Here is a 24097-nt window from a genome sequence, read left to right as displayed (position 1 = left end):
AATACACCCGCCGGATAACAGGGGAATGTGGTCGAATTTCATCGAAATTCGCATGTTTCTGCAACATTATGAGCAGTTTACGCCACGCCTTTCTGCCGCAATAAACGCAATCAAGGGGTGATTTCAGATTTTTCGACGTTTCGCGCGCAGGGTTGGATCGGCCTGTGTCGGGTCCTCGGGCCAGGGGTGTTTGGGGTATTGCGCCCGCATGTCCTTGCGTACATCCGCGTAAGACCCGGCCCAGAACCCCGGCAGATCGCGCGTGATCTGGATCGGTCGCTGAGCGGGGGACAAAAGTGTAATCTTCAAAGGTTCGCCACCAACCACCGGATGCCGCGTCACGCCAAAAAGCTCCTGCAGACGGATCGAGATTTCGGGCACCGCCCCGCCATAGTCGATCGGCACCTTGTGGCCCAATGGTGTCACGAACGAGCCCGGAGCACGACGATCCAACTCCTGCGTCTGGGCCCAGTCCAGCCGGGCGCGCAGGGCCGGCAGCAGATCGAAACGCTTCCAGCCGTCTGCGTTTCGGATGCCGGTCAGCATCGGCAGCAGCCATTCCTCAAGCGTCTCCATCAGCCCGGGTTCCGAGAAATCCGGCAGGTCTGCGCCTTCGGCCCGCACCAGTTCGACCCGGGCCGCCAACCGTGCAGAGGCGCCCTCAAGCCGTAGACCCAGGTCGCGCACCCCGTCCAGCATCGCCCGCGCTACGGCGTCCTCTGGCACATCCTTCCAGACGCGGTCATCCAGCGTGATCGCCCCGAACCGCTCCTGCCGCCGGGCCACCACCCGGCGCTCGCGTTTCGACCAGTCGCAGCTGTCGACCCATTCGACCTGATCGCCGAACAGGTCGCGGATATCGCGCTCCGAGATTTCCGCCGCCATCCGCACCCGCGCCTCGCGCGGGTTTCCGTCTGTATCGCTCACCACCAGATAACGCGCTGCCGCCAGCGTGTCGTCACTTTCCAGTACGACACCTTTTCCCCCGGACAGAACGTAGCGCGGCACGTCGCCCTTGCGCCGCTGCCCGATCCGATCAGGGTAGGCCAGCGCCGCCATCGCCGCCGGGCTCAGATCGCCCGCGTCGCGGGCTTGTGCACGCAGCCGTTTTACCTCACCCTTGATCCGATCCAGCGCGGCCATGTTGACCTGCCAGACGCGGTTGCGCTGAAACCTACGCACATCGCGCAGAGCTTCGAGCCGCAGCGACAAATCGACCGGCGCCCCCTTCAGCGGGTCCCGTTCAGCCATCAGTGCCGCCAAAGGTGCTGCTTCACCCCCCGCGCGCACCAGCATGTGCCCCAGACGCGGATGCAGCGGCAGTGCGGCCAGAGCACGCCCATGTTCGGTGATCCGCCCTTTGCCATCCAGCGCACCCAGCATCGTCAGCAAAGACCGCGCCTCGGTCAGTGCACCCTCGGGCGGAGGGGTCAGAAACGCCAGATCGCCCGGTTCAGCACCCCAGAGCGCCAGTTCCAGTGCCAGCCCGGTCAGGTCGGCGGCTTCGATCTCGGCAGGCGGGTAGGCGGCCAGCGCGCCCTCTTCGCCTTTGGACCACAGCCGGTAGCACACGCCTTCCGCCACGCGCCCGGCACGGCCCGCGCGTTGGGTTGCCTCGGCCCGCGTCACCCGCTCGGTCACCAGCCGCGACATGCCCGAACCCGGATCGAATCGCGCCCGCCGGGCTTGCCCCATGTCCACCACCACACGGATGTCCGGTATGGTCAGCGAGGTTTCGGCGATCGAGGTTGCCAGAACGACTTTTCGGCCTGCTTTCACCGGTGCAATAGCGGCGCGCTGGGCGGCGAAAGGCAATGCGCCGAACAAGGGCCGTAAGGTGCAATCGCCGGGCAGGCGGCTGGCCAAAGCGGCCTCGGCGCGTCTGATTTCCCCTTCGCCCGGCAGAAACACCAGCATTCCGCCCTTTGTTTCCCGCTCGGCCTGAACCACCAGATCGATCAGCGCATCCAACCGCTGCGCCTGCGCGCCCAGCGGTCGATCCAGCCACCGTGTCTCGACCGGATAGCTGCGCCCTTCCGAGGTGATCAGAGGCGCGTCCATCAATTGACCCACCGGATCGGCATCCAGAGTCGCGGACATCGCCAGCAGGATCAGATCGTCGCGCAGCGCGCCGGTGACCTCAAGGCACAGCGCAAGGCCCAAATCGGCATTCAGGGATCGTTCGTGAAACTCATCGAAGATCACGGCTCCAACGCCCGGAAGATCAGGCTCGGATTGCAGCATTCGGGTCAGAATCCCCTCGGTCACGACTTCAATCTGCGTGGTCTTCGATACCTTTGCATCACCGCGCACACGATAGCCGACGGTCTGGCCGACCGGCTCGCCCAGCGTTTCGGCCATACGCTCGGCTGCGGCCCGCGCCGCCAGCCGTCGCGGCTCAAGCATCACGATTCGGCCTTTGCACAGCCCGGCCTGCAGCATCGCGAGTGGTACGCGTGTTGTCTTGCCCGCGCCCGGAGGGGCCTGCAGCACGGCCCGGCCCGAGGTCTTCAGGGCTTCCAGCAATTCGGGAAGGGCATCATCTATCGGCAGCCGTGGTGTCATCAGGGCTTTATCAGCGAACTGGGGGCGGAGGTCCAGTTCCCCTGATCCCGAGGCAGCTTGGCTCTGGACAAATCCCCCGCGAGGGCGGCAAGTAGTCGTGCCGCAGAAGAATGGTTTCGGAATGCAGACAGACAGCCTTGCTGACAGGATATTGAACGGAGATCGCCGGGCGCTGGCCCGTGCCATCACGCTGGTTGAAAGCGGGCGGGCCGATCACCGCGCGCAGGCCACGGCGTTGCTGGATGAACTGGCCGGGGCCGGGCGACAAGCCTTGCGGATTGGGCTGTCGGGTACGCCGGGTGTGGGCAAATCCACATTTATCGAAAGCTTTGGCATGATGCTGACGGGGCAGGGGTTACGCGTCGCGGTTCTGGCGGTCGATCCCAGCTCGGCCAGGTCCGGGGGCTCAATCCTCGGTGACAAAACCCGGATGGAGCGGCTGAGCCGCGAGAAAAACGCTTTTATCCGTCCCTCTCCCAGCCAAAGCCATCTGGGCGGCGTTGCCCGCCGCACGCGCGAGGCGATCGCGCTGTGTGAAGCTGCCGGGTTCGACGTGGTGCTGATTGAAACCGTTGGCGTCGGTCAATCGGAAACCGTGGTTGCCGAGATGTCCGATCTGTTCCTGCTGCTTCTGGCCCCGGCAGGCGGGGATGAATTGCAGGGCGTCAAGCGCGGTATCATGGAAATGGCCGACATGGTGCTGATCAACAAGGCCGATGGCGATCTGAAGGCCACCGCCACCCGCACCTGCGCTGACTACGCCGGCGCGCTGCGCCTGCTGCGCAAACGCCCCCAAGACCCAGATGGGTTCCCCAAAGCGATGACTGTCTCGGCGGTTGAAGAACACGGGCTGGAACAGGCATGGGCCGAGATGCAGACCCTCACCGCCTGGCGGCGCGAGGCCGGGCATTGGGCAACCAGCCGGGCGACGCAGGCGCAATACTGGTTCGAGCAGGAAGTCCGCCATGCCTTGCTGGCGCGGTTGTCAACACCGCAGATGCGTGATCGGATGGATGAACTCGGCGCAAAGGTCAGCTCGGGCAATATCAGCCCTTCGGCAGCCGCCGAGCAGATGCTTTCCGACCTTTCCGGGCATTGACAACCTGACGGGGCGGTAAGGGTAAGGCGGCTGGCTGCGGTTCCAATGGTGTATTTTCTCTACATCTATTGCTATGCTTTCATGACGGGTTGCCGAGTTTTAAGTTGCGTCAAGCAGAGTTCGCAGTGCTCTGATATGTCACCGGATGGCCAGATGAACGGGACATTTCAAGATGCCCAATATCAACGGAACGAACGGCAATGACGATATCGATGTCACAAATGACAACGGTACGCTGAACGGCACGCCGCAAGGTACTCCGATCGATAACATCCGGGGCCGTGGCGGCAACGATGACATCGACATCACCGACAGCACCATCGCCAACAATGTTCTGGGGAACGCGGGCACCGACACGATTACAATCACCGGCAGTACCGTGGGCGGGCGTGTCGCAAGCGGGTCGGATGCCGACACAGTTGATATCAGCGGCTCGACCGTGGGTAACATCCGGTTGGGTGGTGGTGATGACACGCTGAATTTCATCAGCACATCTGTCTCGGGCGACATTCGTGGCGGCAGCGGCACCGATACGCTGAACCTGCCCGTTGGTACCGTGATCACGGATGATACATTCGGGACGATCACGGTTGAAGACGGGGTTGCCTATTCGGTCTCCAGCGGCACCTTTACGCTGCCTTCTGGCACGACGGTTACGTATTCGGCTTTCGAAAATGGCACCGGAATGCCCTGTTTTACGCGCGATACGCGGATCACGACGCAGCTTGGGCCGGAGGTGATCCAGACGTTGCGCCCCGGCGATCTGATCCCCACCCTGGGGCGGGGGCTGTGCCCGATCCGCTGGATCGGGAATCGAAGCTTTGATCGCAAGGCATTGCAGGACAATCCCCGGCTCTGGCCGGTGCGCATCCCGGCAGGTACGCTCGGAGGCGGGCTACCCGGTCGCGACCTGCTGGTCTCGCGCCAGCACCGGATGCTGGTGCAATCCAGAATCGCTCAGCGCATGTTTGGCGCAACCGAGGTCCTGATTCCGGCCATCAAACTTACCGCGATGCCGGGTATCTATGTCGATGAAAGCGTCGATCGCGTTGAGTACTTTCATCTGCTGTTCGACCGCCATCAGGTAATCTATGCCGAGAACGCCCCGACCGAAAGCCTCTATACCGGCCCCGAGGCGCTGAAGGCACTCAGCGCTGAGTCCCGCCGCGAGATATTCGAGATTTTTCCCGAGTTGGCCGATCTTGATTACCGTGCCGATCCAGCGCGCCCGATCCCCCGTGGGCGGCTGCAGGCGCAGTTGATCACGCGGCATTTGAAGAATAACAAGCCGCTGTTGCGGATACCCCCGAATTGAACTTCCAGGGAATTCGACTCGGGTGCAAAGATTTCGCCGCAGCCGTCTTGACCCTATGCGCGATTCCCACTAAACGCATCCAACCAGTTTTCGGGCGCGACTTCGGGTTGTGCCCCTTGTGATTTGGCCGAGGGTCTTGTACCCGGCCTCCAGAAACAAAGGAAGAAACCATGTCGCGCCGTTGCGAACTGACCGGAAAAGGCCCGATGACTGGCAACAATGTCAGCCACGCCAAAAACAGAACTCGTCGTCGTTTTCTGCCCAACCTGAACGACGTCACCCTGCAGTCGGAAACCCTGGGTCGTGGCGTCAAGCTGCGTATCTCGGCGGCTGCCCTGCGCTCGGTTGATCACCGCGGTGGTCTGGACGCGTTCCTGGCGAAAGCCAAGGATGACGAACTGTCCGCCAACGCGCTGAAAGTGAAGAAGGAAATCGCCAAGGCACAAGCCTCGGCCTGATCCTTCCTTACACGCAAGTTCCCGGCCCTGTACCCTGCGGTACGGGGCTTTTTTTGGTGCTGGTGCGAAGCTCCTCTCCCTGATTGTTTTCAATTCGAACATTAAATTTCACTTTCCGTGATTTTGTTCACAGACCGATCAGGGCACGCTTCATATGTTTGTGCATATTATCTTTGAGGAGGGGGACCTCATGCCATTAAAAGTAAAGAGTTTTCTGTCTATATTGCCCGCTTCGATTGCAGCTGTATTGGCACGTTGCACACAGATGCAACGGCGGGTGAACCGTCTGCATACCGGAATAAACGCCACAACGGTCAAACCGCCCAAACCCTAGGTTGGGCATACTGTCTCAGGCCCGCCTTTCCGCTTGAAGCAGACTGGCGGGCGGACGTATACCCGGGCTGCAATGACAGGTTTTTTCCGCAGCTTACTGCCTTTTGCGTTATCTCTGCTCGTGGCCTTCACTGGGCTGGGGATAGCCGAGTCGCGCGGGATTGACCGTGCGGTCGGGCAGATGGTGCTGTGTACCGGTAGCGGGCCTGTCGTGGTCTACATGGACGAAGACGGCCAGCCGACACGGGCGCCCCATTACTGCCCTGACTACGCGCTGAGTCTGCTGGGGGCGGTTCATCAGGCGCAGATTGATGTGCCTCTGGCCCCACCCCTGACGCAACCCGTATTTCTGCGCCGTTCCGAAAGCCAGATTTCTGCCCCGCTGCCGCAACGACCCGCGCGTGCGCCGCCTGTAACTGCCTGATCCAATCCTAAAGATAATCAGACAGTTAAATAAGGAGAGGCGCAATGACCCTCAAATCCACCCTGCTTGCAACCCTGACCACCCTGTCTCTGGCTTCAGGCGCGCTGGCCGCTGATGCCATCGTTGTTGAAGATGCTTATGCACGATCCTCGGGCAAATCCGCCAAGGCCGGTGCGGCGTTCATGATGATCGAGAACCACAGCGACAATGATGACCGGTTGATCGGGGTCACGTCGGATGTGGCAGGCCGCGTCGAGTTGCACACGCATAAGATCGATGAAAACGGCGTTGCCAAGATGATGCAGGTCGAAGAAGGCTTTGCCATCCCCGCCGGCGAAACTCACATGTTGAAGCGCGGCGGCGATCACGTCATGTTCATGGGGCTTAAAGCACCGTTCGAGCAGGGGGCGACGGTGCCCGTCACGTTGATCTTCGAACAGGCTGGTGAGATCGTTGTTGAAATTCCGGTCGATCTGGAGCGCAAGGACGACGGCGGCCACGGGTCGCACGGACACTCGCACTCGGACTAACGCCTGTCTTCGGGCCACCGTTCCGGTGGCCGTCATCCATGCGTCAGGCCGGGCATTGCCCGGCCTGTTGCGTCAGTGGTTGATGGTACGCATCCCCAGCCGGTCTGCGGCTTTCTTGAACCGTGCCGCCAGAAAGAACATCACCACCGCCGAGGTCAGCGCGAAGAAGGCGATTGCCCAGCCCAATGCCACCATCCCGCTGCCGGGCCAGAAGATCAGGACCAGACCGATGATCAGGGCAACAATGCCCGAGTTGCGCACCGTCGCGCGCTCGGGGGCCTGCGGATGCATCTGAGGCAGCGCCATCAATGAGCCAATGGCCACGAAAAGCGCCATCGCTCCCATCAGGGTGAACGCCAGCCATGCCACGCCCTGTGGCCAGATCAGCAGGATGAGTCCGATCAGTGCGGCGCCGATTCCGAATCCGCCAATCACACCACGCCGCCCAAAGCCCAACCAGGTCAGCGCGCCATCCAGTATCAGCAGCGCGCCCACCAGCCGCAGAAGCAACGAGATGCTGCCGGTCGGCCAGAACAGGGCCGCTATACCAACCAGTCCGGCCAGCACGCCACGCAGAAGAAAAGTCCACCAGAGGCTGGCCAGATTGGTGCTCAATGCGTCGCGGGCGTTGATACTGTCGTCGTCGAGGATTTCACTCTGCCGGGGAGGTTGATCGGTCATCTGTTTCTCACGGGTTGTGGTTTTTCAACAGCATAGACGAGGAAACCATCCGGTGTCTGCTCTAATCAACCACCGCGCTCCCCCAAAAGTTCCTCGACCCAGCGCGGCACTGTCCCGGTTGCGGGCCCCAGACGTGTTTCGTCAAAGCTCGACACCCCTGCCGAAGGCGCGAGATTCAGTTCCACCGTTCGCGCCCCTGCGGCCTGCGCCTCATGCACAAAGGCCGCCGCCGGATAGACCTGACCCGAGGTTCCGATGGCGGCAAACAGCGCAGCGCCCGCCAGATGGTCATAGATCTCATCCATTTGGTAAGGCATCTCGCCGAACCAGACGACATCAGGCCGGGCGGTCGGGCTGCGGCAGGCGGGGCAGGGTTCGCCAACCTCCATCTCGGGTGGGGATGGCCACCGATGCCCGCAGGTGGCGCATAACGCGCCGGCCAGAACCCCATGCATATGGATCACGTTCTCAGCGCCGCCGGCCTCATGCAGGCCGTCTACGTTTTGCGTAACGATGACCACCTCTCCGGGCCAGTCCTTCTGCAGTCGCGCCAGCGCCTTGTGCGCGGCATTGGGCTGCGCCTTGGCTGCCTGCACCCGCCTGGCGTTGTAGAACCGATGAACCAACGCGGGATTGCGGGCAAAGCCTTCGGGCGTGGCCACGTCCTCGATCCGGTGTTGCGCCCACAGCCCCCCTTCGTCGCGGAACGTGCCCAACCCGCTTTCGGCGGAAATTCCGGCCCCGGTCAGAATGACGATCTTTTCCATATCCGCCTCACGCGCTACACCCGTTCCCATGACACACCGTATTCTTTTCGTCTGTCTGGGCAACATCTGCCGCTCTCCGGCGGCCGAGGGCGTTTTTCGCGCCCGCGCCCCGCATCACCGAACCGACAGTGCCGGAACTTCGGGCTGGCATATCGGAGATCCGCCCTATGGCCCGATGCAAAAGGCCGCCCGCGCCCGCAATATCGACCTCAGCGACCTGCGCGCACGTCAATTTATGGCCGAGGACTTCCAGCGTTTCGACCTGATCATCGGCATGGATGCAGACAACATTGCGGGAATCGAGGCCCTGCGCCCCGAGGGCAACCACACCCCCGTCTGCTTGCTGACCGATTTTGCGCCTGATACAGGGGCCGATCACGTGCCCGACCCGTATTACACTCGCGATTTCGTCGGCGCACTGGATCTGATTGAGGCAGCGGTGGAGGGGTTGGAGGCGCACCTGCGAGGGCGGCAGTAAGTGCTCGGTTAGAACGACCTTTTCTCCCAGTTCGGGCGCGTGGCGGCTTTGAACCTATATCGATCGACGCTGCGCTCGGCACGAAAGTCCGGTCTTCAACCGACCGTCCCAACACTACGAGAACGAGTTCTGTTTGCCGGAGCTTTGTATTAACACCCAGAAATCGATAGGTTCCATTGAACTTCGAGTCATCGGTCACGGATGGGGGTTTGATATAGAACGCATACTGGTTTCCTCTTGCCTGCTCGGTCAGCCGGTTCGCTACAACGGAACCGATAAGCCAAATGAACACGCGGACGTTCTCACTCGATGGGCGCGCGAAGAGCGCCTCATACCGTTTTGCCCGGAGGTGGCTGTAGGATTCCCGACCCCTCGTCCGCCCGCTGAAATAGTTGGAAACACCCAAAGCTCTCACATTCGCTCGCAAGGCAAAGACGTCTTGAGTGGAGATGCCCGTGTTCTCGAAAAGTCCGGTGCGGACGTGACACATTTATATCTCAAGGCAGCCGACAAAACAGTGGCGCTGGCAAGGCAGCATGGATGCTCTCATGCCGTTTTGACCGACGGGTCACCCTCATGCGGATCAAGCTTCATCTATGACGGCACATTCTCAGGGACTGGGGTTCCCGGAATGGGGACGACTGCGACAGCGTTGTGCAATGCAGGAATCCATGTTTGGTCACAGGCGCAGATTGCTAAGCTGGACGCTATGCTGCGAACAAGTGCTTGAACGGCCCGATGTAAACGCCAATCCCTGGGAAAAGGACGAGGTCATTGAAACAAGCGGTGCTGATCGTCGATGTTCAACCCTGTTTTGATCCGCCGACCTGGCTTGTTGAGCGCGCGAGCCTTCTTTCAGCCGCTTTCCCGTCGGTCGCGACTGTCGAGCGCCATGACGAGGATATCGTCCCGTTTCAGAGACAACTCGGCTGGCATCCAGCGAAAGACGATCAGTCTCTGGTCGAGGCAAATCATGTGGTGATCAAACATGGATACGGACCGACCACCGAAGCCATAGATTTACTCAAGAGTTTCAACCCGGCGCGCGTTCTTGTTTGCGGCATCCAGGCGGAAACCTGCGTATTGGCGGCGGGGTTTGCGTTGTTCGATTCCGGTTTGCATCCGACTATCGTTGCAGATGCTGTCGTAGGCTCCAGTCTGGATAGGTCTGGCCAACTTGGTATAAAGCTCTGGGAACATCACTTTGGACAAGTGGTTCGCTCTTACAGAGAACTGCTTGATTGAGGGTTTAGCATGGGGCCTTTCAAGCGGTAGAGTACTTGCTTGCCGCTGCCAGAAGCCGACATTCGAGCGAACGCAGTGAAGGCGTACCTTTCCCCCGCTAGACGCAGGCATTCGTTACCCCATCACCTTCAACTGCCCACTGAGCCAGGGCAGCTGCGCAATCGCGGGGTCGACGATCTGGCTTTGCATCAGTCGCCGGGTCATGTCTGCAACCTCCTGTGGCACCTGATCCGACCAATCTGAGCGGGTGAACAGTGAGATCGTACGCGCGAATGCACCAAACGGGGCGGGGTGCGCCTCCATCCCGTCATGAAACCGTGCGGCGCGCATGTAACCCAGCGGCGTGGTGATCGCCCAGCCCAAGCCCCGCGCGACCATCGCCATCAGCGCGAGGTGCGAGCCGATTTCGAACCGTTCCTCGAACTCCATCTGATGGCGCGCCAGATGGCCTTCGATCTGACGGCTGATCAGCTGGTCGCGGGCATAGCGCAGAAAGGGTAGCTCCTGCATCGGTTGCTCGGCCCCGCTGGGCGCGACCAGAATGAAGGGATCTTGTACCAGAGGATACTCGATCACACCTTCCAGCACCTCGCCGGAATGGGCCGAAACGGCCATGTGCAGGCGTTGGGCTTCCAGCGCCTCAAACAGATCGAGGCTCGACAGGGTGATCAGCTTGAATTTCGACCGGGTGAGACTGTCGGCCAGCAGCGTCGCCAGCCGTGGAGTCAGGTCATTGTCGAAATCGTCGATCAGGCCGATGGACAGCGTGGTCAGATGCCCCAGATCCATCACTGCCAGCTCGCTCTGGGCCACTTGCAGCTCGCCCAACACCGCCTGCGTGCGCGCTAGAAAACTGCGCCCGGCCTGCGTCAGCCGCATCGGCCGCCGCCCGTGATCCACCAGATCGGTGCCCAGAGCCTTTTCTAGATTGCGCAATTGCTGAGACACCGAGGGCTGGCTGAGCCCCGTGATCTCGGCGGCCTGCGCCACCGATCCCGTCCGTGCCAGCGCCTCGAATACCTCAAGGCCCCGCAGGGTCAGCCCTTTCATCACCATCGCACACACCTTTCGCTGCGCCATTTCTGAGGCGCAGCGTGCATCAGGTCAAGGATTGCCTCGGACTTAGCTACAGATCGCCTGCGCCATCTGACCAAAGTTCTGATACCGATCCCACAGCGCATCATCGCGCGAAGATTGCGACATCTTCAGCTCTTGCGCCTGGTGGGGGTCGGTGAACCATTTTGCCACGGTCTTCTGATCACCACGCGTCAACGCCTGATCCGCCACGCGCTGAATGCAAGAACACCGCGCCCGCGTCGCCGCCTCACGGTCTGACGCCAAACACGCCCGCTTGATCTGCGCTGCGTCCACGACCGGAGCCACCGCCGTCAGCGATGCCGCACAAAATGCGATAAGGAGGAACTGTTTCATACTCGAGCCTCGTTTTTTGCCTGCCCGGACGGGTCTTCTGCCCCTCTCGGTCTGCGGCGGAGTATGAATCAAACTGGATTCGGGATCAATTGGGTGGTGCGAAAAAGTGAATACACGAGTCGGAAACACCCCACCCCGTAGGCCGGGCTTCAGCCCGGCACCTGTCAGGCCAGAAAAGGCAGCCACCGCTCCAAGGCTTCAATTAAAGCTTCAATCTTCTCTGGATGTTTGGCGACATAAGTATCCACAACGAGGGTGGAGCCCTTGGTGGTTCCAACTACGACCGCGGTGCCAATAGCCAGATTGACCTTCCCCGCACACCATTTGAGAAGACACGCCAAGCCTGACTTGAGCTTGCCTAAGATTGCCTCAATCCATTCTTTAGTAGGGCTTTCCTGTTCCAGCGCGTTCGAGAGCTCTTCTTCGGCTTCCCAAATGAGCGTGATCGCGCCCGATAGACGCTCATCTTCAATGCTCTCGGGAGGGTTATTCCCTCCGATGCCGTGGCGCGCAGTGGTTTGGACTATTAGTCCATTTTTTAGGCCAGATAGTGCTCTTTCGACCTCCCATCGAGCTTGAATTTGTTCAATTTCATCCGCAACTGCGTCGGCTCCAACGTTCCAAATACCATCATCGATCAGCGCGATCCGTCGTTGAAGCTCCCATTCAACCGGCCGTCCATCAATGAAACCCTGGCGCCACTCTCTCCAGAATGCAAAACTTGGACCTCGAAAAAACTCTGCAAAATTGCCCCGCTCTTCAAGGGGGACGACTGGTTCAAACCGCTCACTCCAAAGTGGTTTATCAAAAGCGCGATCCGACGGGGTTTTGAAATCTTCCAAACTGTTTCTATACAGCAGGCTGAAGGCACTGTCGTAGGCGAGCCGTGTTGACCTAAAATGAGAAGCCTCGTCATACAGCGTCTCTTCTGTGTCGGCAGCTGATGCAAAAGAGACCATGGATTTCTCGGTCGCCTGCTGCGCAAGTTGGCTACTACGGCTGTAGGCGCTTTGTGCAGCTATGTGAGCGGAGTTGCCGCGCAAGAGGATATTGTTTTGTTTGATGTTTTGTAGTCCACGCTCCAATGCATCGTGCGTTTCATCGCGATCAAAGTGCCAATGAGTAATAGCTCTTATGAGTAATCGAGCACTTGGGAACAATAATTCTCTGGTTGCGTCGCGATTGCCTTGCAAGTTGACCGTCGGAAAGTCTCTCAATGCCGCTCGAAGCGCCGCGCTAATACACTTCTGAGTACTCTGTGTCTCAAATTCGGCATCCAGCAGCTCATCATAATCAACTTGCGTCATAATAGTCCTAATTGGGTTGGCTCAGGCTTTAAATCACTAAACGTGCCACCTTGACCAACCCACGATTCCTCTACATATCCCCAACCCATGACAGACCTCGCTCATATCCGCAATTTCTCCATCGTCGCGCATATCGACCATGGCAAATCCACCCTTGCTGACCGGCTCATTCAAGAGACCGGAACGGTCAAGGATCGCGACATGAAGGAACAGCTGCTCGACAGCATGGATATCGAGCGCGAACGCGGCATCACCATCAAGGCCAACACCGTCCGCATCGACTATACCGCCGATAATGGCGAGGCATACGTGCTGAACCTGATCGACACCCCCGGCCATGTGGACTTTGCCTATGAGGTCAGCCGGTCCATGCGCGCGGTCGAGGGGTCGCTGCTGGTTGTGGACTCGACCCAGGGGGTCGAGGCGCAGACGCTGGCGAATGTGTACCAAGCCATCGACGCAGATCATGAGATCGTGCCGGTGCTGAACAAGATCGACCTGCCCGCGTCGGATTGTGACCGCGTGGCCGAACAGATCGAGGATGTGATCGGTATCGATGCCACCGATGCCATCCAGGTCTCCGCCAAGACGGGGCAAGGCATCCACGAGACGCTTGAGGCTATCGTGCAGCAACTGCCCGCGCCGCAGGGCAATCTGGACGCGCCGCTCAAGGCGATGCTGGTGGATTCCTGGTACGACGCCTATCTCGGCGTTATCGTTCTGGTCCGCATCATGGACGGTACGCTGAAAAAGGGGATGCGGGTCAAGTTCATGTCGAACAACACCCTGCATCATGTCGACCGCGTCGGTGTCTTCCGCCCTGAGATGGAGATGGTCGACTCGCTTGGCCCCGGTGAGATCGGCTTTCTGACTGCGTCGATCAAACAGGTCCGTGACACCCGCGTCGGTGACACCATCACCAACGACCGCAACGGCACCGAAGACGCTCTGGACGGGTTCAAACCCGCGCAGCCGGTGGTGTTCTGTGGCCTCTTCCCCGTCGACAGTTCCGAATTCGAAGACCTGCGCGACGCGATCGACAAGCTGGCCCTGAACGACGCCAGCTTCAGCTTTGAAATGGAAACCTCGGCCGCGCTGGGCTTTGGCTTCCGCTGCGGCTTCCTCGGGCTATTGCACCTTGAGGTCATCCGCGACCGCATCGAACGCGAGTATGATATCGAGCTTATCACCACCGCGCCCTCGGTGATCTATCACGTCTACATGAAAGACGGCGAGATGATCGAGCTGCACAACCCCGCCGACATGCCCGACCCCTCCAAGGTCGACCATATCGAAGAGCCGCGCATCAAGGCGACCATTCTGGTGCCGGATGAATACCTCGGCGATGTGCTGAAACTCTGCCAGGACCGCCGCGGCATCCAACTGGACCTGACCTATGCCGGCACCCGCGCCATGGTCGTCTATGACCTGCCGCTGAACGAAGTTGTCTTTGACTTCTACGACCGCCTGAAATCGGTGACCAAGGGCTATGCCTCGTTCGACTATCAGATGACCGGCTATACGCAGGACAATCTGGTCAAGATGTCGGTGCTGGTGAATGACGAACCGGTCGACGCGCTGTCGACCATGGTTCACCGCGACCGGGCCGAGATGCGGGGCCGGGCGATGTGCGAAAAGCTCAAGGACTTGATCCCGCGCCACATGTTCAAAATCCCGATCCAGGCCGCCATCGGAGGCAAGGTCATCGCCCGCGAGACCCTCTCGGCCCTGCGCAAGGACGTGACCGCCAAATGCTACGGAGGCGACGCCACGCGGAAACGCAAACTGCTGGACAAGCAGAAGGCGGGTAAGAAGAAGATGCGCCAGTTCGGGAAGGTAGATATCCCGCAGGAGGCGTTTATTTCAGCGTTGAAGATGGATAGCTGAAGGCTGTCCATTCTTATTACCGATTGTCAAAGGTACGATGCGTGTTGCTGATCGCTGGGGCTAACTATCTGACCACTATTGAAAATGGGTTGGTGACAGGGCAAAGATGTCACCATGAGTACATTGTATTTTTCTCACGAATTGCGTGAGTTCCGGCAAGCTGCTGGCTTAACGCGTAAAGATATGGCTCAAATACTCGCTATTAGCGACTACACTGTCCGCAGTTGGGAGAACGGTAAAGCCAATCCGCAAAGCAAGACGTTGTGGGGAATACTGGATCATCTAGCTTCCCCCGACTTGGGCCGTTTAGCCCGTGGAATTGATATCGATAGACTTAGAAGTATCATCGAAGACTACGCTAGGTCCCTTCAGCTATCACCTGTTGAAAGTGATCAATCAAAACTGCTCAGTATTGAGCGAACTCTTTCAGGTTCGGTGCTGAAAGCGGCCCAAACTGACTTTCGCTATGATGGTGACACGCGTGCGCTCGTAACCGCACCGTTCTATTCTGACTTAGCTCTTTTCGAAGCGGCAGATGGCGCTGCAGTAAAGGGTCTTCTGGATGATGCAATCGATGCGGCGGAGACGATTGTCTCGAAGTTGGAAGATGTGAATATAGAGCAGAGGTACCTTTCGGATACCCTGAAAGACTACGCAAGACAGTGTAAGGAAGCGATCCCCAATCCCAGAATTCTCGAACGTAAGGGCGGTCTAACACGCTATGTCTATGCTAGTGAGGACATCTCGAATTCAGTGAATCCGTTCCTTTTGAAAGAGATCGAACAGTTTCTTGACATCCACAATGAACTAATGAGAGGCCTCTTCGGCGAGGCATTGTCAGCTGCGCGGCAAATCAGTTCAGAGAAGGTCTCCGACGATGTTCTCGATGTGGCGTCCAGCCCGTTCGATGATGCGGTAGCCCAATTGGAGCGCATACGCGCCGACTGGAGGAAATTCGGGGCAGGTTCAGCATCTATCGATCCAAATGTAGTGGCGATCGTATCTGATGTTGGGAAGGAAGTCACAGAGCTTGAACTTGCAGCATCTCAAGCAAATGACCCCAATACCCGTTCGATGAGAGTCGCAAGACTGAAAGTTGCCGCTTTTCATGGCGCGCTCTTGATCGGTAGGCTATTGCTGCGAACAACAGGTGCCATATTGACCCATGGTTCAAACGTAGCTGCTATAGCTGGGATCGTCGAAATCGCGTCACCCGGTTCTATTAGGGCGGCTTATGAATTGTTGCGATCAGTGATACCTGACCTGCCACCTCTACCGGTGTTGTGACTACACTAACAATTTGCGAAGGGTTTTGTCGGCGTTCTCACGTCTTCAAGATTACGCAACTCGCCCGGCGGCACCGCCGGGCCGCGCCGACCCGCCCCCGTCAAACCGTAGGTTTGCCTCCGGCAAAACGGGCGGCGCGTTTGCGCCTCCCCTCGGGCCGGCGCTGCCCTCCGTTCTGTTGATCAGCCGTTGCAGACGCGTTTGCGCCCCGGGGCTTCGCCCGTTCGCGGCTGAATTCGTCCACTGGACGAATTCCGGGACGCCGCTCACCCCCTCGGGTCGGCGGGACCTTTTTGTTCTGCTTGGCAAGTGCAGTGCGTTCTTTGAATGGCCCATGACCCAGCCCAATCATCCGGGCCGTTTGGATGTAGAATCCGTCCTGCTTCTTTCTTTTGATTAGGTTGCGGTCAAGGCCTGCTGAGCGGAGCCTTTGCGTAGCTCAACCGAGCGTATTTCTGGTTGACCGCGGCTATAACACCGATAGCACTCGCAAAACCATAAAAAGTACAACGTGTTGCCAGCCATCCCCATTCGCAATTCAAGCAAGAAGCGTGATGGTGCCGGCCGCTTGCGCTATCACCTTCGCAGATTGGCGGAACGATGTTTCAATAAGATGAAGAAGAATGCCCGCCGTGTCGCCACCCACAATGATGGGATCGCCGAATATCACCTCGGATTCATCGATAACACATCAATCCGACTCTGATAACGCCATTTGTAGACATGACCTTGTTACAATTTTTTTCCTTGTAGAACTAACCAACAGGTAGGCTTGCGCGCTAATGGAGATATAAAATGAGTTTGAGACAAAGATCTCGAGGACTAGCAGGCAAAGTGGGAAACAAGCTAACGATTGGTTTCAAAAGCAAAGCTAGATCAGAACGTTTGAAATACCAACCGGAAGAAACTTCAAAGACGCCACCGCGCCAAGAAAGCAGTCGCCAGCAGACCGTCACCTACCCACATAAGGTTCTCGAACGCTATGGACTGCAGCCAAACGAAAATGGAACGCATTCGCTCGGGACGCGAGCCGCTATTCAGATCTTAACTAGCACCATTGCGAATGATCCTCGAGACCGCGAAGCCCAATCAAAGCTCATAGAAGTATTCAAACAGCTTGGTCGTCATACTGAAGCAATTGGTACCGCGAAAAAAGCACTAGCTCACTTTCCTGAATCATCAGAGTTCGTATTTGAGTTGCTGCACTGTCTGTTGCTTTTACCCGATCTCGACGAAGCCCAACGGATTGCGGAGGAATATGAACGGGTCTTACCTGAGATTTTGTCAGATTCTTTCAGACGCAAAAGTTTAGTCGCTGCGTTAGCCATTTCCGGGGCGATTGGAAGGGTTTCTAGAGGTCAATTGAACAAGTTCTTTCTGGTGCCCAGTCTTTCTGTAAATGCGGCGCTCACACGAGAAGCTGCTGAGACACTGGAAGACTACCTTTATGCAGAACTCCTTGAACTAGCAAAGAACTATGTAGAATCTCAAGGCGGTCAGTTCATTTTGGTTCATTTTGATCGCCTTGCGCAAGGCGGTGAGAAATCTGAAATCGAAAAGCAGATTGTTGAGGCTCACCTTCGTAGTCTGACTGGTGAGCTGGACTACAAAGAGTGGCTGATGTCTTGCCCTGACTACATTACTCAGATGTATTCCGAACTACCGCAATTCGATAATCGCTACTGGAATGAAATTCTGTTTGGCCCAAAAAACGTAGTCAAGAACTCGAGGATTACACTCAAGAGCTACTCTAGTGAATACGTCAATGTAAAGAACGGTCGCCGCGTTACTCCAAACGCTCCGAATAAATTCGACAACCGGTTGTTTCTATTCGGTACATCAGATGTCTTTTGTACGGGCGTTGAAGATGCTCATACATTGCCGAGCCGCGTTCAGGAATTGTTCGCCCAAGAGGACTTTGGCAGGATATTTCGCGTTGAAAACTGCGGAATAAGAGGTGCGTCAACAACTGATATTATCCTCAATTTACTTGCGACCACTATCGAGCGAGGCGATGTCGTAGTATTTGTCGGAACACATCGACTGGACGCTGGAGAAGTGCCAGGATTGTCCCCTCAAGTCATTGGCTTTCCCAGGCCACACGACTTGGGTGAAATCTATATGGATGAAAACCATTTCAATTGGCGTGGAACCAAGTTTGCCGCACGCGAAATCTTGTCGCGTGTTCACGCTTTGGGTGCTTTCGAAGTAAAAGATAATCTATCTGAGCGCCCAGGACATGAACGGACTGAGGCTGCTCAAGGTGCAGTAGAACTCGTCAAGTATCTACACTACTATCGCACTGCGACAAAAACGGAGTGCGGAAACCTAGAGAGCTATGAAGAATATCTGAGAGAGAATGCCGTAGATTGCGAAGGGACAGTTGGCAGTGTGGCGGTTAACTGCAATCCGATTACTCTGGGCCACCTCCACCTTCTTGAGTATGCAGCGCGGTCGGTTGATCAGCTCTATGTCTTCGTCATCGAAGAGGACAAATCCTTTTTTAGCTTCGCTGACAGATTGGAGCTTGTAACGCAGTCGGTCGCACACCTCAAAAACGTCAAGGTACTAAAGGGTGGTCGTTTTATTTGTACCGAACTGACTTACCCAGAGTACTACACCAAAGAAACAGAAAATGATGCCAAGGCTGATGCCGCGGAAGAGGCAAGTTATTTCTGCGAATACATCGCACCGGTCCTCGGAATTAAAACTTGTTTCCTAGGCAATGAACCTCACTGCATGATTACCAGGCAGTACAATGATCAGATGGCAGAAATATTGCCAACCTATGGCATCAAGCTGGATGTGATAGAGCGGATCAGCATCGACGACAGGATCGTGAGCGCGTCATACGTTCGCAAGCTTCTAAAGGAAAAAGACTTCGAAGGTATACGTAAGATTGTTCCAAAGCCTGTTTATGATTTTTTGATTGATACCTACATGCATTGTTAGCGCCGCGCGGCTAACAGCCAACTGCGAAACTTGCGCTGTCTCGCCGTTGGCTGCCGCATATCGTGGCCATGACTTGCATCCAGAGCAACAAGCTGCGACCGCGCCAATTTGCTGGACTTCAAGCAGTTTGGCTTACGTTCAAAGCTTGCTTGCCCAACTCGCCCATTGCCGCACACGCACGGGGCGCGATCGCGAGCGCATGATATTGCGCCGTTTGCCCGGTGCCACAGGAGAGGCACCATGAGCGACATCGGTCACAAACAGGAAAAATGTGCCCGCTGGACCGCCCGTTGACACAACAGGAAACCCACCCTCTTCAACCTGATTGACGATTTTTCCGTATGGGATGCCGTCGAACATGGCGTCCTCACGAATATAGCGCATCCAGGCCGCAGTACCGGCGCCAGCGCGCATTGCACCATACCCTTCGGTACCGTCAGTGACATACAGCCATGACTTGAGCGTCAGCTGTTTGTCCCAATGCAGCTTGCCGGAGGCCGGCACGTCAGTGTGATCAGTCCACTGAACAAACAGGTCCGAGTTGAATTCAAACTCCTGACCAGCAAAATACTTCTCGGATATCTGTTTGATCGTAGGCGAGCCGAAGAGCGCCATTGTTTCTGGAAAACGGTTGCGGTCAAGATTGTCCCGCACTAGGGACAAGGCATAGCTGTTGGCCGGCGTATCTTCGCGCGCGGAAACCGTGCTGGCCATGGTCTCGCCGTTTTCGATTAGATCATCATATTCTTTGGTAATCCGCGAAAGTCTGTCTGAGTCATAGATGGCCGGGAAAATCGCAAGTCCAAATGTGCGCAAGCTTTCAAGCACTTTTGCCTGAGAAACAGGTTGGTGGAATGTGAATGCTTCGAGAAACGCCTCCTCGTCCATACCGATCGACTTTGCACGCTCAATGCGGGCCGAAATCTCGGCCATAAGCTCAGTATCATTGCTGGCAATTGAAGCACTCTTGTCAGCAGAAATTTCTGCCGGATCATTGTCGCCGCCGGGATTGGAAATCACGCGTCCCGCGAGCGGATCTGAGACTTCATGAGCGTTATCCAGTTCCCTGGTGGCTATGATCGATTTCGGTTCGGGGTCAACACGTTTAGATTTTTTTCGAAAGATGCTTAACGCCATTTCTTTTCCTTTAACCTATTCTGTCTGATGAAGCGCAGATCACACTGCCTGCTCAATGCCGAGTAGTCGCTTTATCCATGCCTAAGTAAGTGAAAAAACTTCGACTTAGAGACGTTCGTCTTCATCCCATACATGATCAGTCTATTCGGTTTCGTTCTGTCAGAAGCTTACTCTTAGAATTGATGCAATCCTGTCAGCGTTGATCCAGTTCCCGCCTTTTTACGCGACGAGCATGTTCTAAATCGTCCGGCGTATCAATGTCGATTGCCCTCCAAGGTGGAATGACATGAGATTTCAGGCGGGTGGGGTAGAAACCGGGAGACTCAACAAAACTGCTGGTTCTACCCCAATAGAACGTGCCGTTTGACCCAAGTGTTCGTGGGTAATGCTGCGATTGCTTAAGGTTTAGCTCGGGCCACAGAGCTGTCAGGTAACCGTCCTTTTCGACCAATGCCTTGTAGGGGTGGATCGAAAAGTCCGACACACCCAGCACCCCATCGCAGCCATCCAGCTTGTCCAAACTTTCAACCAGATCAGCGGGTTCAAGAAATATGGCCATCGCGTAGATCATGCAGAAACGGTCGGGCCGGTTGTCCTCTTCGTAGCGGTGCAACAGCAAGTCCCTGCACGCCAGTGACGCAGGCGCGGTGTCCTGTGCTAACTCGGCAGGGCGCAGCTCGATGCTTGCGCCATACTGGCGCGCAACATCGGCAATCTCTTCGTCTTCTGTCGAAACGACCACTTCTGAGAACAGGCCAGAGGCGAGGCATGTCTCGACCGGATAGGCTAACAGAGGTTTTCCGTTTACATCCGCTATGTTTTTCCGCGGTATCCTTTTTGAACCACCACGTGCGGGGATTATGGCAATCGGCTTGCGTTCGAACGGCATCTGCTCAAAGCCTAGAACTGTTCAAGCATCTCACCCGACCTGTAGTCGCGGAGGTAGGGGCGTCCAAGGTAATTTTCACTGACCAGCCAAGAGCTTACACCTGTGCCGGGACGCTTAAAAACAAAGTCACTTTGTTGGATCGGATCACCGCGTTTTACATCCCGAACAAGATAGGCAGACTTGTAGTATTTTTTGGCGTCTTGCTGATCTCGGGCCGTAGGTTCTACGACCGGGTTACCCATCGCACGCTCACATCGCCTGATGCGTTCGACCCACTCGGCAAACTCGTCTGGCTCATGTGCTTTCCAGTGCCCGTTGGCAGGGATATCCCGCGACGTGGTCAGCCGCTTCTCTAATATCGCTGCGCCCATGCCAACGCTCATGAAATCCAGCCAATCGCTGCGCCCCTGCGGTGTGTAGCCAGCCACCATCCCAAGCTGGCGATACACGTCCATTGCCCGGAAGTTCATCTCGGCTTCGACGTCGGTATGGAAATCGTGCAGAACGATCAATTCCCCACCGCCCGCTTTCTTGTAGACATCTTCAAGTGCGATAAGATCAGCTCGCGTTATGGTACCTGTGTCGAAAATGAGCGGCTTGCCGTTTGCAGCCAATTGCTCGATCATTCGGCGGTGGCTGAGACTCCAGGTGCAGATTTTATTCGTTATCAGATTCAGCCGGTTTGTACGCTCGACCCCGCCCTCATAGTGGCACGTCACGATCATATCGAGGCCTCGGCCTTCAGCCGTTTGCTTGAGCTCGGCCCACTGATCGTCTGAGTATTCAAGGCCCTTAAACATTTCGACCATATTCTCTGTTCGAGGGCCGTTTTTCATCGTCGGATAAGTGTATTCGATGCTGTGATCCCCAAGCAGCTTCTCTGCCTCAAGCATCTGAAATTTTACCGCCTCCACGCCGCTATCGGCGGCGATATGGATCAGCTCTTTTGCGCGACCCATATCGCCGCCATTGGTCAATCCCAAGTCCGCCATCAAATAGATGGGCTGTGCGTCTCCAATGAGGCGACTTCCAAGCTTGACTGAGGGCATACTGATCTCCTTTATCTGCGGTGCTTCCTATCAGAGCGCTAGCGCGACTTCCAACGACTTCACCACATGGTCCTGCTGTTTTTCAGTCAGGTCCGGGTAGAGCGGTATGCTGATTGCGCGATGGTAATAATCTTCCGCGACCGGAAAATCGCCAGAAGCAAATCCAAGTCGCTGGTAATAGGGCTGAAGATGAACTGGGATATAGTGGAGGTTCACGCCGATGCCCGACGCACGCAGAGATTCGAATACTGATCTGTGGCGCTTGGGGTCAGCTTTAGGCAACCGTACTACGTATAGATGAAAGGACGATCTCGCCAAAGGATCGCGGCCAGGCAGAACGATCTCGGAATTCTTCAATAGCTGATCATATTCCGTGGCCAGCGCGTTACGTCTTTCGACAAACCGCTCCAAGCGAGTTAGCTGACTGCGCCCAAGCGCTGCCTGGATATCTGTAATGCGATAATTCCAGCCCAGTTCTATCTGCTGATAATACCACGGGCCATCGGATGCGCCGGTCATAAGGTCAGAATTGCGGGTGATCCCGTGGCTGCGCAACAACTCGAACCGGGACGCTATTTCAGGATCATTTGTAACCGCAACGCCACCTTCACCGGAGGTAACAATCTTTACCGGATGAAAGCTGAACACGGTGATGTCGGAATACTGGGACGATCCGACCGGGGCAGCATCATAGGAAGCACCAATTGCGTGGCTTGCGTCTTCAACGATCTTTATCCCATAGCTCCGCGCCAGCTTACTTATCTGCCTCATGTCCGGTGATTGACCGCACATGTGTACAGGCACGATAATCTTTGGGAGCGATCCTGATTTCTCGGCCTCAATAAGTTTTTGCTCGAGCGCTTTCGGGCACATATTGAAAGTGTCGGGGTCGATATCGACAAAATCCACATCGGCACCACAATAACGTGCGCAATTGGCCGAAGCGACAAACGTGACCGGCGAGGTCCACAGAATATCACCGGGCCCAAGCCCCAGTGCAGCAACAGAAATGTGCAAGGCTGATGTAGCCGAATTCACAGCAGACACGTATCGCGCATCAACCTTCTTGGCCACCGCCTCCTCAAAGGCGGGAATAGCTGGTCCTTGGGTCAGAAAATCAGACCTGAGGACCTCGACGACAGCATCTATGTCGTCCTTGTCGATATTCTGTCGCCCGTAAGGGATCATAAGGGTTTCTCTAACTCGGCTCGGTTTTGTTCAATCCAGGTGGCAAGTTCGGACTTTTCCATCCATTCCGTGTTCAGATCGCTGGAATACACAAAATCCTCTGCGACCCGAACACCATCTTTGATGCGATCCGCGGTCTGTGACCAGTTGTGCAGTGAAGGCAGGATCTTGAAGTGTTCGTCGTATTCATACGTAAACGGGGCGTCTTCGGCGCCAACCATTTGCTCGTGAATTTTCTCACCGGGCCGTATCCCAACAACTTCCGTGCCTGCGTTCGGCGCGATCACATTTGCGATATCTGTTACTTTCATCGATGGGATCTTTTTGACATAGATTTCGCCACCCACCATGTCCTCGAACGCGTGCCAAACCAGCTCTACACCCTGATCCAGAGTGATCATAAACCGCGTCATCCTTGTATCGGTGATCGGCAGAGAGTTTTCGTTACGCAATTTCATGAAGAATGGAATGACTGATCCGCGAGACCCCATAACGTTGCCGTATCGCACGACTGAGAACCGAGTCACGTGGCTGCCGGAATAGGAATTTCCAGCGACAAACAATTTGTCGGATGCGAGCTTTGACGCTCCATACAGGTTTATCGGACTCGACGCCTTGTCTGTCGAAAGCGCTACAACGCCTTTGACCCGCTTATCGATTGCCGCGTCGATGACATTCATTGCTCCATTAACGTTGGTCTTGATGCATTCAAACGGATTATATTCCGCAGTGGGGACGATTTTTGTTGCCGCAGCGTGCACGACATAGTCAACCGAGTCGAAGGCACGGTACAGCCGCTCACGATCCCTAACGTCGCCAATGAAAAACCGAACACGGGGATCGCCCTGGAACTTGCGGGCCATCTCCCACTGTTTCATCTCATCTCTTGAAAAAATTATGATCTTTGCAACATCGGTTTTTGCCAGGGTCATCGGCACAAAGGCGTTGCCAAAGGAACCCGTACCACCGGTAACCAGAATGGTGCTGCCGTCAAAATGGTTCAACATAGAATTTTTCCTTCAGCTGTTTGCATCACTTGGTTTTTCTCAAATCCAATGCAACGAATTTGCAATCC

Annotated in this window: 22 protein-coding genes; 11 read left to right on the top strand and 11 right to left on the bottom strand. The window is 56.5% G+C overall.

The annotated features are described in order from the left end of the window. Positions 1 to 123 precede the first annotated feature (123 nt). Positions 124 to 2565 (bottom strand): ATP-dependent helicase HrpB, encoded by a 2442-nt coding sequence (gene hrpB / locus RA27_RS08790; RefSeq protein ID WP_039536716.1) that lies wholly within the window; start codon positions 2563 to 2565, stop codon positions 124 to 126. Positions 2566 to 2686: 121 nt separating this feature from the next. Here hrpB and meaB point away from each other — a divergent pair, with 121 nt between their 5' ends. From meaB to RA27_RS08765, 5 genes are all read left to right on the top strand, one after another. Further along, positions 2687 to 3664, top strand: a complete 978-nt coding sequence (meaB, locus tag RA27_RS08785; protein WP_039536714.1) for a methylmalonyl Co-A mutase-associated GTPase MeaB — start codon at positions 2687 to 2689, stop codon at positions 3662 to 3664. Positions 3665 to 3836: 172 nt separating this feature from the next. Then, positions 3837 to 4979 carry a Hint domain-containing protein gene (locus RA27_RS23110; RefSeq protein ID WP_052265203.1) on the top strand — a complete coding sequence of 381 codons (1143 nt, stop codon included), beginning with the start codon at positions 3837 to 3839 and terminating at the stop codon, positions 4977 to 4979. Between the two features lie 170 nt (positions 4980 to 5149). Continuing rightward, positions 5150 to 5437: a 50S ribosomal protein L28 gene (gene rpmB, locus RA27_RS08775; RefSeq protein WP_008756960.1), complete on the top strand. Its 288-nt coding sequence runs from the start codon at positions 5150 to 5152 to the stop codon at positions 5435 to 5437. 406 nt (positions 5438 to 5843) lie between these two features. Beyond that, entirely contained in the window at positions 5844 to 6194 is a 351-nt protein-coding gene (locus tag RA27_RS08770; protein ID WP_039536712.1) for a hypothetical protein, read from the top strand. Positions 6195 to 6238: 44 nt separating this feature from the next. Next, positions 6239 to 6724: a copper chaperone PCu(A)C gene (locus RA27_RS08765; protein ID WP_039536710.1), complete on the top strand. Its 486-nt coding sequence runs from the start codon at positions 6239 to 6241 to the stop codon at positions 6722 to 6724. Between the two features lie 72 nt (positions 6725 to 6796). Here RA27_RS08765 and RA27_RS08760 read toward each other — a convergent pair whose 3' ends face one another. Together RA27_RS08760 and RA27_RS08755 are read right to left on the bottom strand one after the other, a co-directional pair. After that, the gene (locus tag RA27_RS08760; RefSeq protein ID WP_039536708.1) at positions 6797 to 7405 is read right to left on the bottom strand and encodes a DUF308 domain-containing protein; all 609 of its coding nucleotides are present in this window, start codon (positions 7403 to 7405) and stop codon (positions 6797 to 6799) included. A gap of 65 nt (positions 7406 to 7470) precedes the next feature. Next, positions 7471 to 8172 (bottom strand): NAD-dependent deacylase, encoded by a 702-nt coding sequence (locus tag RA27_RS08755; RefSeq protein WP_039537259.1) that lies wholly within the window; start codon positions 8170 to 8172, stop codon positions 7471 to 7473. A 28-nt stretch (positions 8173 to 8200) separates the two neighbouring features. Between RA27_RS08755 and RA27_RS08750 the strand changes: the two genes are divergently transcribed. The 3 genes from RA27_RS08750 (at position 8201) to RA27_RS08745 (ending at position 9895) form a co-directional block, all read left to right on the top strand. Further along, entirely contained in the window at positions 8201 to 8650 is a 450-nt protein-coding gene (locus tag RA27_RS08750) for a low molecular weight protein-tyrosine-phosphatase (RefSeq protein WP_039536706.1), read from the top strand. A 133-nt stretch (positions 8651 to 8783) separates the two neighbouring features. Continuing rightward, positions 8784 to 9380, top strand: a complete 597-nt coding sequence (locus RA27_RS23540) for a DUF523 domain-containing protein (RefSeq protein WP_206539987.1) — start codon at positions 8784 to 8786, stop codon at positions 9378 to 9380. A gap of 44 nt (positions 9381 to 9424) precedes the next feature. Beyond that, entirely contained in the window at positions 9425 to 9895 is a 471-nt protein-coding gene (locus tag RA27_RS08745; RefSeq protein ID WP_039536705.1) for a cysteine hydrolase family protein, read from the top strand. A 114-nt stretch (positions 9896 to 10009) separates the two neighbouring features. Here the strand turns inward: RA27_RS08745 and RA27_RS08740 are convergent, their stop codons facing one another. From RA27_RS08740 to RA27_RS08730, 3 genes are all read right to left on the bottom strand, one after another. Further along, positions 10010 to 10951, bottom strand: a complete 942-nt coding sequence (locus tag RA27_RS08740) for a LysR family transcriptional regulator (protein ID WP_039537255.1) — start codon at positions 10949 to 10951, stop codon at positions 10010 to 10012. 66 nt (positions 10952 to 11017) lie between these two features. Next, complete coding sequence (locus tag RA27_RS08735) at positions 11018 to 11326, bottom strand: hypothetical protein (protein ID WP_039536703.1); 309 nt, start codon at positions 11324 to 11326, stop codon at positions 11018 to 11020. A 164-nt stretch (positions 11327 to 11490) separates the two neighbouring features. Continuing rightward, entirely contained in the window at positions 11491 to 12633 is a 1143-nt protein-coding gene (locus RA27_RS08730; RefSeq protein WP_039536702.1) for a hypothetical protein, read from the bottom strand. Positions 12634 to 12720: 87 nt separating this feature from the next. On the opposite strand from RA27_RS08730, the gene lepA reads away from it, so the two are divergent. From lepA to RA27_RS23105, 3 genes are all read left to right on the top strand, one after another. Further along, positions 12721 to 14520 carry a translation elongation factor 4 gene (lepA, locus tag RA27_RS08725; RefSeq protein ID WP_039536700.1) on the top strand — a complete coding sequence of 600 codons (1800 nt, stop codon included), beginning with the start codon at positions 12721 to 12723 and terminating at the stop codon, positions 14518 to 14520. 114 nt (positions 14521 to 14634) lie between these two features. Beyond that, positions 14635 to 15807, top strand: coding sequence for a helix-turn-helix transcriptional regulator (locus RA27_RS08720; protein ID WP_039536699.1), 1173 nt, complete (start codon positions 14635 to 14637; stop codon positions 15805 to 15807). A gap of 795 nt (positions 15808 to 16602) precedes the next feature. Next, complete coding sequence (locus RA27_RS23105) at positions 16603 to 18759, top strand: hypothetical protein (RefSeq protein ID WP_082025043.1); 2157 nt, start codon at positions 16603 to 16605, stop codon at positions 18757 to 18759. 138 nt (positions 18760 to 18897) lie between these two features. Here RA27_RS23105 and RA27_RS08705 read toward each other — a convergent pair whose 3' ends face one another. The 5 genes from RA27_RS08705 to pseB form a co-directional block, all read right to left on the bottom strand. Then, complete coding sequence (locus RA27_RS08705) at positions 18898 to 19896, bottom strand: hypothetical protein (protein WP_039536695.1); 999 nt, start codon at positions 19894 to 19896, stop codon at positions 18898 to 18900. Between the two features lie 193 nt (positions 19897 to 20089). Beyond that, positions 20090 to 20785 (bottom strand): acylneuraminate cytidylyltransferase family protein, encoded by a 696-nt coding sequence (locus RA27_RS08700; RefSeq protein WP_052265201.1) that lies wholly within the window; start codon positions 20783 to 20785, stop codon positions 20090 to 20092. 11 nt (positions 20786 to 20796) lie between these two features. Beyond that, a complete protein-coding gene (locus RA27_RS08695) occupies positions 20797 to 21834 on the bottom strand; it encodes an N-acetylneuraminate synthase family protein (protein ID WP_039536694.1) in 1038 nt (345 codons plus the stop codon). A 30-nt stretch (positions 21835 to 21864) separates the two neighbouring features. Further along, positions 21865 to 23022 carry a UDP-4-amino-4,6-dideoxy-N-acetyl-beta-L-altrosamine transaminase gene (pseC, locus tag RA27_RS08690; protein ID WP_039536692.1) on the bottom strand — a complete coding sequence of 386 codons (1158 nt, stop codon included), beginning with the start codon at positions 23020 to 23022 and terminating at the stop codon, positions 21865 to 21867. Next, positions 23019 to 24029, bottom strand: coding sequence for a UDP-N-acetylglucosamine 4,6-dehydratase (inverting) (gene pseB, locus RA27_RS08685; protein ID WP_039536690.1), 1011 nt, complete (start codon positions 24027 to 24029; stop codon positions 23019 to 23021). The genes pseC and pseB overlap by 4 nt, the downstream gene beginning before the upstream one ends. Positions 24030 to 24097: the final 68 nt, after the last annotated feature.

It is taken from the genome of Ruegeria sp. ANG-R, from assembly GCF_000813985.1.
GTDB lineage: Bacteria > Pseudomonadota > Alphaproteobacteria > Rhodobacterales > Rhodobacteraceae > Ruegeria.
This window is presented reverse-complemented; position numbering and strand designations above follow the sequence as displayed.

Coding starts and splice junctions, on each gene's coding strand:
- hrpB (WP_039536716.1), bottom strand. CDS start 2,565: ATGACACCACGGCTGCCGATAGATGATGCCCTTCCCGAATTGCTGGAA.
- meaB (WP_039536714.1), top strand. CDS start 2,687: ATGCAGACAGACAGCCTTGCTGACAGGATATTGAACGGAGATCGCCGG.
- RA27_RS23110 (WP_052265203.1), top strand. CDS start 3,837: ATGCCCAATATCAACGGAACGAACGGCAATGACGATATCGATGTCACA.
- rpmB (WP_008756960.1), top strand. CDS start 5,150: ATGTCGCGCCGTTGCGAACTGACCGGAAAAGGCCCGATGACTGGCAAC.
- RA27_RS08770 (WP_039536712.1), top strand. CDS start 5,844: ATGACAGGTTTTTTCCGCAGCTTACTGCCTTTTGCGTTATCTCTGCTC.
- RA27_RS08765 (WP_039536710.1), top strand. CDS start 6,239: ATGACCCTCAAATCCACCCTGCTTGCAACCCTGACCACCCTGTCTCTG.
- RA27_RS08760 (WP_039536708.1), bottom strand. CDS start 7,405: ATGACCGATCAACCTCCCCGGCAGAGTGAAATCCTCGACGACGACAGT.
- RA27_RS08755 (WP_039537259.1), bottom strand. CDS start 8,172: ATGGAAAAGATCGTCATTCTGACCGGGGCCGGAATTTCCGCCGAAAGC.
- RA27_RS08750 (WP_039536706.1), top strand. CDS start 8,201: ATGACACACCGTATTCTTTTCGTCTGTCTGGGCAACATCTGCCGCTCT.
- RA27_RS08740 (WP_039537255.1), bottom strand. CDS start 10,951: ATGGTGATGAAAGGGCTGACCCTGCGGGGCCTTGAGGTATTCGAGGCG.
- RA27_RS08735 (WP_039536703.1), bottom strand. CDS start 11,326: ATGAAACAGTTCCTCCTTATCGCATTTTGTGCGGCATCGCTGACGGCG.
- RA27_RS08730 (WP_039536702.1), bottom strand. CDS start 12,633: ATGACGCAAGTTGATTATGATGAGCTGCTGGATGCCGAATTTGAGACA.
- lepA (WP_039536700.1), top strand. CDS start 12,721: ATGACAGACCTCGCTCATATCCGCAATTTCTCCATCGTCGCGCATATC.
- RA27_RS08720 (WP_039536699.1), top strand. CDS start 14,635: ATGAGTACATTGTATTTTTCTCACGAATTGCGTGAGTTCCGGCAAGCT.
- RA27_RS23105 (WP_082025043.1), top strand. CDS start 16,603: ATGAGTTTGAGACAAAGATCTCGAGGACTAGCAGGCAAAGTGGGAAAC.
- RA27_RS08705 (WP_039536695.1), bottom strand. CDS start 19,896: ATGGCGTTAAGCATCTTTCGAAAAAAATCTAAACGTGTTGACCCCGAA.
- RA27_RS08700 (WP_052265201.1), bottom strand. CDS start 20,785: ATGCCGTTCGAACGCAAGCCGATTGCCATAATCCCCGCACGTGGTGGT.
- RA27_RS08695 (WP_039536694.1), bottom strand. CDS start 21,834: ATGCCCTCAGTCAAGCTTGGAAGTCGCCTCATTGGAGACGCACAGCCC.
- pseC (WP_039536692.1), bottom strand. CDS start 23,022: ATGATCCCTTACGGGCGACAGAATATCGACAAGGACGACATAGATGCT.
- pseB (WP_039536690.1), bottom strand. CDS start 24,029: ATGTTGAACCATTTTGACGGCAGCACCATTCTGGTTACCGGTGGTACG.